Consider the following 14,299-nt stretch of genomic DNA (forward strand, 5'->3'; position numbering starts at 1 on the left):
GGCGGTTCGAAGCAGGCTAAGGGGAGGCCCATTGTTTGGCTAATCGCGAGTCAGGATGGGAGGTATTGCGAACGCAGATAGAACGTATGCGCGCCGTCGACCCGAGGGTCTCTACTCGCCCTTCAAGCAGCCACTACTGCTCCAACTCGTTGATGATTTGACTGATCTTCGCCCGCAGCCAACGGTGCATCGGATCCCCCTCCATGGTCCGGTGCCATAGCATGAACTCACGCATCACCGGGATCTTCACCGGGGGTTGCACGATGCGCAGCGGCAGGTAGTCGGCATAGAGCCTGGCCATGCGCTGGAGCATGGTGGCCACGCGTTGGGTGCCGACGATCAACTGCGGCAAGGTGTTGAAGTCGTGGGTCACCACTTCCATGCGACGCGTGAAACCGTACTGGCTCATCAGCCATTCTTCGACGCTCAACTGCCGGTTGCGGCCGAAAATCACCGAGACATGGCCCATCTCGATGTACTGATCGAGGGTGATGCTGTCGCCCACTTGGGTGTTGCCGTCCCACACCACGCAAACATGCTCTTCTTCGAACAGCAGTTGCGATGGGTGGCCTTCGATCAGGTAGCGCTCGGGCACGATCATCATGTCGGCCTCGCCGCGCATCAGCAGCTCGGTGGAGGCATCGCCAGGGCCCAGCAGTTCGAAGGTAATGTGCGGGGCTTCCAGGGAGATCTTCTGGATCACCCGGGCAAACAGAACGCTGATCAGATAGTCCGACGTGATCAGGCGAAAATGGCGCTTGCTGGTGGCGGGGTCGAACACCGGTTTGGCGGTGATCGAGGACTGGATCGTCAGCAGTACCTGGCGCACGGGCGCCGCCAGTTCGCGGGCGTAGGGCGTGGGTTGCATCTTGCGCCCGACCTGCGCCAGCAGTTCGTCTTCGAAGTAGAGGCGCAGCCTGCCCAGTACGCCGCTGGTGGCGGATTGGGTCATGTGCAGGCGTTCGGCGGCGCGTGTGATGTTCTGCTCTTCCAGTAACACATCCAGCGCCACCAGGAGGTTGAGATCCAAGTGGTTAAAACGCATGGCGGTCTCGATTCTTGTATTTATTTTGTAAATACCTTCCGACCTTCCTATCGCGCCGTCAAGCCCCCTGACGAGGGGCGTCGGCCTGTGTCTTTGGGTTTTTCCCCGTCATTGGGTGCTGCGCGACCAGGTATTGCGTTTGCCGATAGGTCGCATCCCGACAAGCGATTAGTCAGTACGTTTTTGCCACTTCAGTATCGGCCCACAGTCGGTTGGCCGTGACGCTCTATCGACTCCACAACCAGCATCAGCAGCGCACTGCCAGGCATTGCTGTCCGGCCCGTGTGCTGAATAATTCAAATGGAGTGGTAACAATGAACATCATTGGCCTTGATGCCTTGATTTTTGGCGTCGACGACATTCAAGCCTGTACCCATTGCCTGCGTGACTATGGCCTGCAACCTGTCGATGTCGACAGCGAGGGCGGCCGTTTTGAAGCCCTCGACGGCACGGCCGTGATTATCCGTCGTGCTGACGATGCCCGTCTGCCGGCGGCCATCGGGCCGGCGCCCTCGATTCGTGAAACCATTTATGGCGTGGCCAGCGTCGCTGATCTTGAGGCCATCGCCGATGAGTTGGGGCGCGATCGCCTGGTGACCCGTGGCGCGGATGGTTCGGTGCACAGTGTGGACGATATGGGGTTTGCCCTGGGTTTCCAGATCAGTGTACGGCGCCCCTACAGCGCGCCAGCCGACCTGACCAATGCGCCGGGCCATGCTCCCCAGCGTCCGTTCAACCAACCGGGCATCACCCCCGACATGCAGGCCCTGCCACGCACCCTGTCCCACGTGGTGTATTTCGTGCCGGATGCGGCCAAGGCCGAGGCCTTTTACAAACGCCTGGGCTTCACGACCACCGACACCTTCGTGGGCGCCGGCCCGTTCATGCGTCCAGCCGGTTCCGATGACCACCATTGCCTGTTCATGATCCAGACGCCACCGCACATGAAGGGTTGCGAGCACTTCACCTTTCACATGGGCAGCGGCACGGAAGTGCTGCTGGCCGGGCGCCGTTTCGAACAGCAAGGCTGGACCAGCTTCTGGGGGCCGGGCCGTCACCTCTTCGGCTCCAACTGGTTCTGGTACTTCAACAGCCCGCTGGGCTGCCACATCGAATACGACGCCGACATGGACAAGCACGATGACGCCTGGCAAGCGCGTCAGGCGCCGTTGTCGGCGGATAACTCGCAGTTGTTCCTGTTCACGTCCCGGGAAAAATGGTTCCCCAGCGGCCCGCCGCCCAAGCAGGCCTGAGTGCGGATTTCGTCCATGAGTCACGACGTGATTGCGCTATGTCGCCTGGATGAACTGCTCGAAGGGCAGGCCCGCGGGTTCGATCCCCTGGGCACGGGAAAGGACAGCGTGTTTGCGCTGCGCCATGGCGGCGAGGTGCGGGTTTATCGCAACAGTTGCCCGCACCTGGAGGTGCGCCTGGAGTACCGCAAGGACCGTTTTCTCAGCGTCGATGGCAGCCAGATTGTCTGTTACGCCCACGGTGCCCGCTTCCTTCCGGACAGTGGCCTGTGCGTCTACGGGCCGTGTCTGGGCGAGCACCTGACGGCTTTGAAATGGCAGGCGCAGGCCGATTGGCTGGTGCTTGAAGCGGGTCAATTGGAGGCGTGTGCACCTGAGTCAACGTATCGCGGTTGCTGATACATCGTATCCCTACATGCGATTAGTCAAACGCCTGCTTTGCCGAGAAAGTGAGCACAACGCGCTAGCGAATGCGTGCAGAAACAGCCGGTAGTGAGGCTTCGGATCGCTCCGGCAGAACGCTTGCGTGAATAACAAGAATAAGAGTGAGACAAGCATGAACGCAGTGAAAAAGGTGCTTATCGTCGGTGGTGGTATCGGTGGATTGTGCGCCGCAATCGCGTTGCGTCGCCAGGCTATCGAAGTCGACCTGGTCGAGCTCAAGACGCAGTGGACAGTCTACGGTGTCGGCATCATCCAGCAGAGCAACGTTGTGCGTGAGATGGCCAAGTTGGGTGTGTTGGACGGTTACCTGGACGCTGCCTACGCGTTTGAGGATGTGACCATCAATACCACGGCCGGTGAACAGCTGGCGCGAATTCCCGGCCAACGCCTGGCGGGCCCCGAGTATCCGGCCAATGTCGGCATCTCGCGCCTGGCCCTGCATCAAGTCCTCAGCGAAACCACGATTGCCCTGGGTGCTTCGATTCGCCTGGGCCTGAGCGTGCAAAGCCTGGAGCAGGTGGACGAGGGCGTTGATGTGCTGCTCACCGATGGCAGTCGCGATTGTTACGATCTGGTGGTAGGCGCCGATGGCCTGTACTCGCGAATACGCGGTTTGCTGTTCGGTGAGCAGTACCGGCCGCGTTTCACCGGCCAGTCGGTGTGGCGCTACAACTTCCCACGCGCGGCTGGAATCGATCACCTGGCGACCTTCCAAGGCCCCGCCGGCAATGCCGGGCTGGTGCCGCTGGGACGCGACCAGATGTACCTGTTCGTCACCTCTCATGAACCCGCCAACCCGAGGATTGATGCCGCCACGCTGGCGACCCAGATGCGCCAGCGCCTGAGCGGTTTCACCGGGCTGATCGGTGAACTGCGCGAGCAGATCCTCGACAGCGAACAGGTGGTCTACAAGCCGCTGGAGGTGGTGTTCGTCAGCGAGCCCTGGTACCGCGGCCGTGTCGTGCTGATTGGCGACGCGGTGCACGCCACGACGCCGCACCTGGGCCAGGGCGCTGGCATGGCCATTGAAGATGCCGTGGTGCTCGGCGAAGAGCTGGTCGCCGACGGCAGCGTCGAACAGCAGCTCGAACGCTTCATGGCGCGCCGATACGAGCGCTGCAAATTCATCAGCGAAAGCTCGGTGCTGGCCGGTGACAAGGAAATGACCCACGACAGCGGCTTCGACCGGATCGGCCTGGTCAGGCGGATGCTCGAGGTCACGGCAGAGCCCATCTAAGGCCCGGCAAGACCGAATTCGCGCTCCCACGGATGCTTTATGCCTGTGCAGGCTTGGCCCGGTTCGTCCGTGGGCGCTGTTTCACCTGAAGAACTGACATACAAAAACAATAAAGAGGGTTACTTCGATGGCTACTCGTAAGATCGCTGCGTCGCGGCGCGTCCCCTTTACCCTGACCCTCGCGGCCAGCCTGGGACTCGGCGCCACGGCCGCCCAGGCATTTCAGATCGATACCGGCAATCCCGATCTCAGCTTGCGTTGGGACAATACGCTCAAGTACAGCGCGGCCTGGCGCCTGAAGGACCCCAGCAGCAAGCTCAGCGAGGGGCAGACGGCGCTGAACCAGAACGACGGCGATCACAACTTCAAAAAGGGGCTGATTTCCGATCGCCTGGATATCCTTTCCGAACTGGACATCGGTTATCGCGACTTCGGCGCGCGGGTGAGCGGTGCAGCCTGGTACGACACCGTTTACCAGGAACGCAACGACAACCACGACGCGGCCAGTGCCAACCAGCGTTCGGTGGGCTTCGACGAGTTCACCAGTGACACGCGTCATCTGCATGGTGGCGATGGCGAACTGCTGGATGCCTTTGTCTACTGGAACGGTACCCTGGCCGACCGTGCCTTATCGGTTCGCGCGGGGCGCCACGGCCTTATCTGGGGCGAGAGCCTGTTCTTCGGTAGTAACGGCATCGCCGGTGCCATGGCGCCGGTGGACGTGGTCAAGGCGCAATCGGTGCCCAACACTCAGTTCAAGGAAATCACCCGGCCCGTCAACCAGCTCTCGACCGCCTACCAACTGACCGACAGTGTGTCATTGGGCGCCTTCTACCAACTGGAGTGGGAGGCCACCCGCTTGCCGGGCGCCGGCAGCTATTTCTCCACCAGCGATACCATCGGCGAGGGCAATGAACGGCTGATCACGGGCGGGCCGTTCCCGGATGTCCTTGGCGGTAATGCCAATAGCCCGGCGGCTTTTTTCCATGGCAAGGATAAGAAAGCCAGGGACTCCGGCCAGGGCGGCCTGCAGCTCAAGTTCAACACCGGGACGACGGATTACGGCCTGTACGCGCTGCAGTATCACGAGAAAACGCCCACGTTGTATTTGAAACCGAATGCCACCGGGCCGAACTTCAGTACCGGGCAAATCGGCGAGTATTCCTGGGTCTACCCGGAAGATATCCGTGTCCTGGGCGCCAGTTTCGCGACCTCCGTGGACGAGTACAGCTTTGCCGGCGAGGCATCGATGCGCTGGAACATGCCGCTGGTGTCCAACGCCCAGACCGTCCTGCCGGGCGTTGAGGCGGACAACAACGATAACGCCTTGTACGCGGTTGGCCGGACGGCCCATGTCAACCTCAACGTCCTGGCATCGCTGGGCCCTTCCTTCGTTTCCAATGAAGCCAACCTGACAGGGGAAGTGGCCTGGAACCGCCTGCTGGCCGTGACCCGGAACCGCGCAGCCCTCGACCCCAACGCCACCGACGATGGCCTGGGCTTGAAGCTGGTGTACACGCCCACCTATCGCCAGTTCTTCCCCGGCATCGATATCAGCGTGCCGCTGGGCATCAGCTATTTCCCCATGGGCAAGTCGGCGGTGATCAGCGGGTTTGGTCCCGATAGAGGAGGGGACATGAACATCGGCGTCTCCGCCACCTACCTGGACCAAGTGACCGTGGGGCTGACCTACACGCACTACTACGGTCCCGAGGACACCAGCCTCAACGCCGCCAGCCAGTTCACTTACAAGCAGTCGTTGAAGGACCGGGATTACCTGGCCTTCTCCGTCAAGACCACGTTCTAAGAGGATTCGCGCATGACCATTCAGTTCACTCTAAAGGCCTTGTGCTTGACCCTGCTGGCTGTTGCCGCGCCGATGACGCTGGCCGCCAGCGCCGAACAAGCCGCCGCACTGGGCAAGACCCTGACGCCCTTTGGTGCCGAGAAAGCAGGCAATGCCGATGGCAGCATTCCCGCCTGGGACGGCGGCTACACCAAGGTCGATCCGGCCTACGTTCCGGGGGGCAAGCGCAGCGATCCGTTTGCCGCGGACAAACCCTTGTACAGCATCACCGCGCAAAACGTGGCCAAGTACGCCGACAAGCTCAGCGACGGCACCAAGGAGCTGTTCAAGCGCTTCCCGGACACCTATCGCATCGATGTCTATCCGACCCGGCGCACGGCGGCCGCGCCGCAGTGGGTGTATGACAACACCTTCAAGAATGCGACCCGCGCCAAACTGGTCAACAGCAGCGCCGGCCTGATCCCCGACGGTGCCTATGGCGGGATCCCGTTTCCGATTCCACAGAACGGTACCGAAGCCATCTGGAACCACCTGCTGAACTGGCGCGGCACCTCGGTGGCGGGGCATTTCCGCCACTATCTGATGACGGCCGACGGCAACCAGGTGATGACCAGCGACGGTTTGTTGACCCAGGAAATGCCTTACTACTTCCAGGAAGGTGGCCCTGAAAACTACTCGGGCGACTACTGGCTGGTGCGCTTCGTCAATCTCGGCCCGGCGATTCGTGCCGGCGAACAGATCCTGGGGCGTGAGAACATCAACGGCGACAAATCCCAGGCCCATGTCTATCTGAGCGGCCAGCGCCGGGTGCGCACGTTGCCCAACGCCTGCTGCGATACACCGACGCCGTCCACCGCTGGCGTCATGTCGTTCGACGAGCTGAGCGTGTGGGGCGGGCGCACGGACCGGTTCGACTGGAAACTGGTGGGCAAGCAGGAAATGTATGTTCCCTACAACACCAACAAGGTGCAGGCCGCCGCCCAGCCGCAAGACCTGTTCGCCAAGCACCATCTGAATCCTGACTACGTGCGTTGGGAGTTGCACCGCGTCTGGGTCGTCGAGTCGACGTTGGCCGCCGGCAAGCGTCACCAACTGCCCAAAGGCCGCTACTACCTCGACGAAGACACCTGGCAAGCCCTGCTCGGTGACCGTTGGGATGCCAGCGGTCAACTGGCCAAGACCCTCTGGTCCCTGCCGTCCGTACTGCCCGACCTGCCTGGCCTGGTGCAACTGTCTTCGGGTTTTTATGACCTGACTTCGGGGGCGTGGTTTATCCAGAACGTCTACGCCGGATTGCCGGAACAGTATCGCGCGGTTGATCGCTACAAGGCCTCGGAGTTCTCGCCTGCGGCGATGGCCGGGCGCGGCGTGCGTTAAACCTGAACCGAGCGTGAAGGGCATGCCCGTCGGCATGTCCTTGGGGTACGAGTGTTTGTCCGAGGTAGGTTATGAACAGAATCAGTCAGGCGGGTGCTTTGCTCCTGGCCCTGTATTTGCCCTTCGTCACGAGCCAGTGTCTGGCGGGGCAGGCTGCGGTGGGCGTGCCGCTCAATACCCCGGCCATGCGGGTACCGGCTGCGCAGAACAGCGTATTGATCGACCTGGCGCGTGCCGGTACACGCCTGGTGGCCGTAGGCGAGCGTGGCCTGGTACTGCTCTCCGACGACAATGGACAAACCTGGCGCCAGGCGTCGGTGCCGGTCTCGGTCAGCCTGACGGCGGTACGCTTCGTTGATGCACAAAAGGGCTGGGCGGTCGGCCACGCGGGCGTGGTGCTGGCGACGCTGGATGGTGGCGAGCACTGGACGTTGCAGCTCGACGGCGTGCGCGTGGCGCAGCTGGAACTGGACGCCGCCAAGGCGGACCAGGCCACGGCTGGCGACCCGGATGCCGCACTGGTACGGATACAAAATGCCGAGCGTCTTGTCGCCGATGGTCCAGACAAACCTTTCCTGGCCCTGGAATTCGTCGATGCCCGCCGCGGGTTGATCGTCGGTGCCTACGGTTTGGCGCTGCTGACCACCGATGGTGGCGCCACCTGGCAGTCGCTCATGGGGCGTATCGCCAACCCGAACGGCTTGCACTTGTACGCCATCAGTCGGCAGGGCACACATTGGTTCCTGGCTGGCGAGCAGGGTTACCTGGCGCGTTCGGACGACGACGGGCTGTCGTTCAGTCAGCTGGACAGCCCCTACGAAGGCAGTTTCTTCACCCTGCAGAGCCGCGCCGATGGCGCACTGGTGGTCGCCGGCCTGAAGGGCAATGCCTTTGTCTCCCACGATGCCGGCGCAAGTTTCCAGCGCTTGTCAGTTCCCATACCCATCTCCTTCAACGACTCCATCCGCCTGGCCGACGGCCAGCTGCTGCTGGTCAACCAGGGCGGCACGCTGTTTCGCAACAGCGAGCAGACCGGGGCGGCGCTGCTGCCACTGGGCAACCCCTTGGGCAAGCCTGTTTCAAGTGTGATCGAGGCCGCCGATGGCAGCCTGATCGTTGCTGGTTTCACCGGGCTGCAGCGTCTTGCGCAGCCAGCCACTGCCGCTTCGGAGTGAGGTTATGACGTCTCCTGGTAATTTCCCCCAGTCCCCAGCCAATGCGTTCGAAGACTTCGATCCGCGTTCTGGCTCGGTGCTCGAACGAGCCCTGTTCAACCATCGCCTGTGGGTGTTGTTGCTGTGTCTGGCGACCACGTTGGTGCTGGGTTGGCAGTCCAGTCGTGTAGAGCTCAATGCCAGTTTTGAAAAAATGATCCCCACCCATCAGCCTTATATCGCCAACTACCTTGAGCACCAGAAGGAGCTGAGCGGGCTGGGGAATGCGGTGCGCATCGCCGTGGTCAACAAGTGGGGCGATATCTACGACAGCGCCTACCTCAAGACCCTGCAGGCGTTGAGCGACAAGATTTACCTGCTGCCCGGTGTCGACCGTGCGTACATGAAGTCGCTGTGGACACCGGCCACACGTTGGGTGGCGGTGACCGAAGCGGGCCTGGAGGGTGGGCCGGTCATTCCGGATAAATACGATGGCGGCGCTGCGAGCCTTGCGGCGTTGCGGCGCAATGTGCAGCTGTCCAATGAACTCGGCCAGTTGGTGGCGTTCGACCAGGCATCGAGCATCATTCAAGTACCGCTGTTGCAGCGCACCCCGGATGGCCGTGCGTTGGACTACACCCAGCTGTCGCAACAGCTGGAGGCGTTGCGTAGCCAATACCAGAGCGACAGCATCGACATTCGCATCACCGGGTTTGCCAAGAAAGTCGGTGACTTGATTGCCGGCCTGCGGCAGATCCTGATCTTCTTCGCCGTGGCGATCCTGATCACCACGGTCGTGCTTTATTGGTACACCCGCTGCATTCGCAGCACCTTGCTGGTGGTGTTCTGCTCGTTGGTGGCGGTGGTCTGGCAGCTTGGCTTGCTGCCGTTACTGAATTATCAACTGGACCCCTATTCGGTGCTGGTGCCGTTCCTGGTGTTTGCCATTGGCATGAGCCATGGGGCGCAAAAGATGAACGGCATCATGCAGGACATCGGGCGCGGCATGCACCGGGTGGTCGCCGCACGCTTCACATTCCGCCGCCTGTTCCTTGCCGGGCTCACCGCGCTGCTTTGTGATGCGGTCGGTTTCGCGGTGCTGATGATCATCAAGATCCAGGTGATCCAGGACCTGGCGATGATCGCCAGCATCGGCGTGGCCGTGTTGATCTTCACCAATTTGATCTTGCTACCCATATTGCTCTCCTACGTTGGGGTCAGCCGCCGTGCGGCGCGATTGAGCCTGAAAAGCGAGCACGCTGAACAGGCCGGTCAGCATCGCCACGGGTTCTGGCGTTTCCTCGACCTGTTCACCCAGCGGCGCTGGGCGGCGTTGTGCATCGCCCTGAGCCTGGCGCTGGCGACGCTCGGCTTCATCGTCAGCCTGCAATTGAAGGTCGGTGATCTGGATGCCGGCGCGCCCGAGCTGCGGGCCGACTCGCGCTACAACCAGGATGATGCGTTTCTGACCCGGCATTACGGCGCCAGCAGCGATCTGTTCGCGGTCATGATCAAGACCCCCGCCAGCGCCTGTTCGCGCTATGACATCCTGAACAAGGTCGATGCCCTCGACTGGCAGTTGCGCACGTTGCCGGGTGTCGATTCGACCAATTCCCTGGCGCTGCTCAACCGCCGCATGCTGGTCGGCCTCAGCGAAGGCAGCCCGAAGTGGTATGAGCTGCAGAACAACCAGGCGATGCTCAACATGGTCACCGCCGGCGCACCGCGCGGGCTCTACAACGAAGACTGCAGCCTGTTGACGCTGTACGTCTACCTCTCCGACCACAAGGCGCAAACCCTCAGCCGCCTGGTGGATCACGTCGAGCAATTCGCCGCGGCGAACAATACCGACGAGGTCCAGTTCCTCCTGGCTGCCGGCAATGCCGGGATCGAGGCGGCGACCAACATTGTCGTCAAACAGGCCAACCGCGAAATGCTGTTCTGGGTCTACGGTGCGGTGATCCTGCTGTGCCTGGTCACCTTCCGCTCCTGGCGCGCCACGATTTGTGCGGTCATTCCGCTGATGCTCACCTCGGTACTCTGTGAGGCGCTGATGGTCTGGCTGAACATCGGCGTCAAGGTCGCGACCCTGCCGGTGATCGCCCTCGGCGTGGGCATTGGCGTTGACTACGCGCTGTACGTGATGAGCATCCTGCTCGGGCATATGCGCCAGGGCTCAAGCCTGTCGCAGGCGTATTACCGGGCACTGCTGTCCACCGGCAAGGTGGTGATGCTGACCGGGGTGACCCTGGCGATCGGCGTGGCCACCTGGATGTTTTCGCCGATCAAGTTCCAGGCTGACATGGGCGTGCTGCTGGCCTTCATGTTCGTCTGGAACATGGTCGGTGCCCTGGTTCTGCTGCCGGCCCTGGCTCACTTCCTGTTGCCGAGCAAGCGTGTGAGCAAGGAACCGGTTGGGCACACAGTCGCGGATGAGCCCCACTGCCTGGTCACTGCGGCGCTGACGCCCGTCACCGCCGAGCAGAGGACCAGGGAACAGCACTCATCGTGCAAGAAGACAGTCTCTGTGGCGGCTAATCCGGTCGCGCCATAACAACAAGAAAGGACGTTGCGATGCCTCGTATGTATCTGTTCCGACAGCCTCTATGGCTTGACCTTATCGCCGGCCTGAGTGCCTTCGGCATGGCGTTCTGCGCGACCCAATCAGCGGAGGTGCGTGATGAACGTTGAACGCCAGGCGCGGCTGCCGCAGTCCTTGTTGCTCTTGCTCGGCAGTTGCCTGCCGGTGCTCGGTGCGGTGCTGCTGGCTCCCATCCTGCCGCGTATGCAGGAACACTTTGCCGACACGCCAGGTGTCGCGGTGCTGGTGCCCATCGCCCTGACGCTGCCGGCGTTGATGATTGCGCTGTTGGCCCCCGTCGCCGGGATCATCGCCGACCGACTGGGGCGCAAGCCGTTGCTGATCGGTGCGATGGTGCTCTACACGGTTTGTGGCGTGCTGCCGCTATGGCTGGAGTCGCTGCAGGTCATCGTGATCAGCCGCGCCGGCATCGGTGTGGCCGAGGCGGCGATCATGACCTGTTGCACCACGATGATGGGTGACTACTACAGCGGCGCGCGACGTGAACGCATATTCGCGCTGCAAATGGTTGCGACCTCGCTGTCGGCGGCGATCTTCATTGCCGTCGGCGGTGTGCTCGGCGAGCACGGTTGGCGCACGCCGTTTGCCCTGTATGGGCTGGGGCTGGTGTTCCTGCCGCTGATGGCCTGGTTGCTGTGGGAGCCGCGCGCGCAGGCCGTTACCGCGGCAACCACGGCGGACAGGGCATTCCCCTGGCGCGCCCTGGCCCCCTTGTATGCCCTGGCATTCCTGGCTGGCTTGAGCCTGTTCATCGTGCCGGTACAAGTCAGTTATCTGCTCAACCTGCTGCATGTCGAAGGGTCGCAGCAGATCGGCCTGACCATGGGCGCCAGTCAGTTCGGCGTACTGGTCGGCGCCTTGAGTTTCCGTCTGTTGCGTGGTGTACCGGCGCCTCGGCAGATGCTCCTGGCTTTCTTCGCGGCCGCTATCGGCGGCGGGTTGCTGGCGGTGGCCGACCGTCACGGGCTGGTGGTGGTCGCCGTGCTGATCAACGGCTTGGGCATCGGCCTGATGATGCCGACCCTGCTCACCTGGATCATGAGCCAGGTTGACTTCCAGCAGCGCGGCCGCGCGGCTGGCGGCTTCACCGCGCTGTTCTTTGCCGGTGAGTTCGCCAGCCCACTGGTGGTGCTGGCGATCACCGGCGGGGTGATCGGCGCCTTGCCTGCCGCACTGGGAATCATCGCAGGGCTTCAACTTGTGGTGGCCCTGGCCTGCCTTCGGTTGCGAGGCAGCGGGGCCGCGTTTGCCGGCGCGGTCGTCGCAGAGCCTGATCGCTGATCTGTCTATTCGACATTTCATGAAAATAAGAACAATGAGGAGATCATCATGAGTTATTTGCTCAACACCTGGTACATCGCTGGATGGGCAGACGAGCTGACGCAAGGTGGGATGCTTGGCAGGACCATCGTCGAGCAACCCATCGTGTTCTTTCGCAATAGCCAGGGTGTGATCCAGGCGCTCGCCGATCGCTGCCCGCACCGTTTTGCCCCGCTGCACATGGGCAAAATTGTCGGCGATAGCGTCCAGTGTCCGTACCACGGCTTGCGTTTCGATGGCAGTGGCCAATGTACGCACAACCCCCATGGCGATGGGACCGTCCCCAAGGCCGCCTGCGTTCGCGCGTTCGCGGTCGTCGAGCGGCATGGGGCGATCTGGGTCTGGCCTGGCGATTCGAGCCTGGCCAACGAGGCGCAGATCCCTGATTTTTCCTTCCTCGAACAGGCCCCACCCCATGCCAAGGGGCATGGGTATTTGCCAACCCGCGCGCACTACGAGTTGCTGTCCGACAACATCATGGACCTGAGCCACGTTGATTTCCTGCACCCCGATACGCTGGGTGGCGGGGCGTTGTCACGCACGCGCGCGACCATCGAGGAGTTGCCCAACGACCGCGTGCGCATCAGTTGGTGGGCGCCAGACGATGTCCCCCCACCGGCTTTCGGCGCTCATCTGGAAGACCCGGGCCGGGCAGACGTCTGGGCCGAAGTCATCTGGCACGCCCCCGGCCTGATGCTGCTGGGCAGTGGCGCCACGCCGCCCGGGCGCCCCAGGGAAGAGGGGCCCGTGACCTGGAACCTGCATCTGATGACGCCGCAGGACGCGACGAACACCCATTACTTCTTCGCCAACACACGCAGTTTCGAGCAGGACAATGCGCAGTTGAATACCTTCATCCAGGACATGTTGATCGGGATTTTCGCCGGTGAAGACAAGCCCATGGTCGAGGCTCAACAGCGCCAGATTGGCGAGGTTGAACTGCTTGGCCTCAACCCTGTGTTGTTGCCAGTCGATGCCGGGGCCGTGCGTTGCCGACGTGTTCTGCGTCGCTTGATTGCCGCTGAGCAGCCAGTGAGTGCCCCGAGATGATCGATGTCGTGGTGACCCGCAAGCGTCGCGAAGCCGAAGGCATCTACAGCTTTGAACTGGCCCCGGCCGAGGATTCCCTGCTGCCGGCTTTCAGTGCCGGCTCGCATATCGATGTGCACCTGCCCAATGGCCTGGTGCGCCAGTACTCGCTGTGCAATCACCCGGAAGACCGCCACCGCTACCTGCTGGGCGTGTTGCTTGACCCTGGGTCTCGTGGCGGTTCCCAGGCCATGCATGAGCAAGTGCACGAAGGCAGCCGGCTGCGGATCAGCGAGCCACGCAACCTGTTCCCGCTGGAGCATGGGGCGGGGTACAGCGTGCTGTTCGCGGGCGGCATCGGCATTACACCGATCCTCTGCATGGCCGAGCGCCTGGCGCGGATCGGCGCGCCTTTCGAGCTGCACTACTGCGGCCGCTCGGTCGGGCGCATGGCCTTTATCGAGTACCTGCGCCATTCGGCGTTCGCCGATGGCGTGCACGTTCATGTGGACGATGGCGAGGCTAGCCAGCGCCTGGACAGCGCTGGGGTTTTGTCCGCGCCGACCCGTGACCGTCATCTGTACGTCTGTGGCCCCAATGGTTTCATGGAGCACGTGCTCGGCACTGCGCGTGCGCAGGGCTGGGCCGAAACGCAACTGCACCGTGAGTACTTTACCGCTGCTGCTGCCCCGGCGAGTGAGGCGGGCGGGTTCGAAGTGCAACTGGCCAGCACCGGGCAGTGTTTCCAAGTGCCGGCCACGCTCAGCGTTGCCCAGGTGCTGCTGGAGGCCGGCGTCGACATCCCTTTGTCTTGCGAGCAGGGCATCTGTGGCACCTGCATCACGCGCGTGCTGGAAGGCGAACCGGAGCATCGCGACATGTTCTTGACCGATGCCGAGCGGGCCCGCAACGACCAGTTCACGCCGTGTTGCTCGCGTGCCAGGAGCGCCCGGCTGGTGCTCGATCTTTAAGGTTTTCCATTCATCCATCTCTACCCGCTGCGGTGTTTTGCCAACTGATTGAGGAGTCGA

11 protein-coding genes are annotated in these 14,299 nt (G+C 62.4%); 10 read left to right on the forward strand and 1 reads right to left on the reverse strand.

Translation table 11 applies throughout. The annotated features are described in order from the left end of the window. Positions 1 to 133: 133 nt before the first annotated feature. Positions 134 to 1,045 (reverse strand): LysR family transcriptional regulator, encoded by a 912-nt coding sequence (locus tag ACODSV_RS02030; protein ID WP_024074544.1) that lies wholly within the window; start codon positions 1,043 to 1,045, stop codon positions 134 to 136. Between the two features lie 314 nt (positions 1,046 to 1,359). On the opposite strand from ACODSV_RS02030, the gene ACODSV_RS02035 reads away from it, so the two are divergent. The 10 genes from ACODSV_RS02035 (at position 1,360) to ACODSV_RS02080 (ending at position 14,239) form a co-directional block, all read left to right on the forward strand. Next, positions 1,360 to 2,298, forward strand: coding sequence for a VOC family protein (locus tag ACODSV_RS02035; protein WP_150053834.1), 939 nt, complete (start codon positions 1,360 to 1,362; stop codon positions 2,296 to 2,298). A gap of 15 nt (positions 2,299 to 2,313) precedes the next feature. Further along, positions 2,314 to 2,697 (forward strand): Rieske (2Fe-2S) protein, encoded by a 384-nt coding sequence (locus ACODSV_RS02040; protein ID WP_150053835.1) that lies wholly within the window; start codon positions 2,314 to 2,316, stop codon positions 2,695 to 2,697. Positions 2,698 to 2,854: 157 nt separating this feature from the next. Continuing rightward, a complete protein-coding gene (locus ACODSV_RS02045; protein ID WP_150053836.1) occupies positions 2,855 to 3,979 on the forward strand; it encodes an FAD-dependent oxidoreductase in 1,125 nt (374 codons plus the stop codon). Positions 3,980 to 4,106: 127 nt separating this feature from the next. Beyond that, on the forward strand, positions 4,107 to 5,786 hold the full coding sequence (locus ACODSV_RS02050; protein WP_069076211.1) for a DUF1302 domain-containing protein: 1,680 nt from the start codon (positions 4,107 to 4,109) through the stop codon (positions 5,784 to 5,786). 12 nt (positions 5,787 to 5,798) lie between these two features. After that, positions 5,799 to 7,163, forward strand: coding sequence for a DUF1329 domain-containing protein (locus tag ACODSV_RS02055; protein WP_150053837.1), 1,365 nt, complete (start codon positions 5,799 to 5,801; stop codon positions 7,161 to 7,163). A gap of 71 nt (positions 7,164 to 7,234) precedes the next feature. Continuing rightward, positions 7,235 to 8,338, forward strand: a complete 1,104-nt coding sequence (locus ACODSV_RS02060; protein ID WP_150053838.1) for a WD40/YVTN/BNR-like repeat-containing protein — start codon at positions 7,235 to 7,237, stop codon at positions 8,336 to 8,338. Between the two features lie 4 nt (positions 8,339 to 8,342). Next, on the forward strand, positions 8,343 to 10,871 hold the full coding sequence (locus ACODSV_RS02065) for an efflux RND transporter permease subunit (protein ID WP_150053839.1): 2,529 nt from the start codon (positions 8,343 to 8,345) through the stop codon (positions 10,869 to 10,871). Between the two features lie 126 nt (positions 10,872 to 10,997). After that, the gene (locus ACODSV_RS02070) at positions 10,998 to 12,200 is read left to right on the forward strand and encodes an MFS transporter (RefSeq protein WP_024074553.1); all 1,203 of its coding nucleotides are present in this window, start codon (positions 10,998 to 11,000) and stop codon (positions 12,198 to 12,200) included. A 48-nt stretch (positions 12,201 to 12,248) separates the two neighbouring features. Beyond that, entirely contained in the window at positions 12,249 to 13,289 is a 1,041-nt protein-coding gene (locus ACODSV_RS02075; protein ID WP_150053840.1) for an aromatic ring-hydroxylating oxygenase subunit alpha, read from the forward strand. After that, positions 13,286 to 14,239 (forward strand): PDR/VanB family oxidoreductase, encoded by a 954-nt coding sequence (locus ACODSV_RS02080; protein WP_150053841.1) that lies wholly within the window; start codon positions 13,286 to 13,288, stop codon positions 14,237 to 14,239. Before ACODSV_RS02075 ends, ACODSV_RS02080 begins: the two co-directional genes overlap by 4 nt. The last annotated feature ends 60 nt before the right edge of the window (positions 14,240 to 14,299 follow it).

Source organism: Pseudomonas sp. FG86 (genome assembly GCF_057808775.1).

Excerpts from the sequence above, each read along its gene's own strand:
- ACODSV_RS02045 (WP_150053836.1), top strand. The coding sequence starts at position 2,855 with ATGAACGCAGTGAAAAAGGTGCTTATCGTCGGTGGTGGTATCGGTGGA.
- ACODSV_RS02065 (WP_150053839.1), top strand. The coding sequence starts at position 8,343 with ATGACGTCTCCTGGTAATTTCCCCCAGTCCCCAGCCAATGCGTTCGAA.
- ACODSV_RS02030 (WP_024074544.1), bottom strand. The coding sequence starts at position 1,045 with ATGCGTTTTAACCACTTGGATCTCAACCTCCTGGTGGCGCTGGATGTG.
- ACODSV_RS02070 (WP_024074553.1), top strand. The coding sequence starts at position 10,998 with ATGAACGTTGAACGCCAGGCGCGGCTGCCGCAGTCCTTGTTGCTCTTG.
- ACODSV_RS02060 (WP_150053838.1), top strand. The coding sequence starts at position 7,235 with ATGAACAGAATCAGTCAGGCGGGTGCTTTGCTCCTGGCCCTGTATTTG.
- ACODSV_RS02080 (WP_150053841.1), top strand. The coding sequence starts at position 13,286 with ATGATCGATGTCGTGGTGACCCGCAAGCGTCGCGAAGCCGAAGGCATC.
- ACODSV_RS02075 (WP_150053840.1), top strand. The coding sequence starts at position 12,249 with ATGAGTTATTTGCTCAACACCTGGTACATCGCTGGATGGGCAGACGAG.
- ACODSV_RS02055 (WP_150053837.1), top strand. The coding sequence starts at position 5,799 with ATGACCATTCAGTTCACTCTAAAGGCCTTGTGCTTGACCCTGCTGGCT.
- ACODSV_RS02035 (WP_150053834.1), top strand. The coding sequence starts at position 1,360 with ATGAACATCATTGGCCTTGATGCCTTGATTTTTGGCGTCGACGACATT.
- ACODSV_RS02040 (WP_150053835.1), top strand. The coding sequence starts at position 2,314 with ATGAGTCACGACGTGATTGCGCTATGTCGCCTGGATGAACTGCTCGAA.
- ACODSV_RS02050 (WP_069076211.1), top strand. The coding sequence starts at position 4,107 with ATGGCTACTCGTAAGATCGCTGCGTCGCGGCGCGTCCCCTTTACCCTG.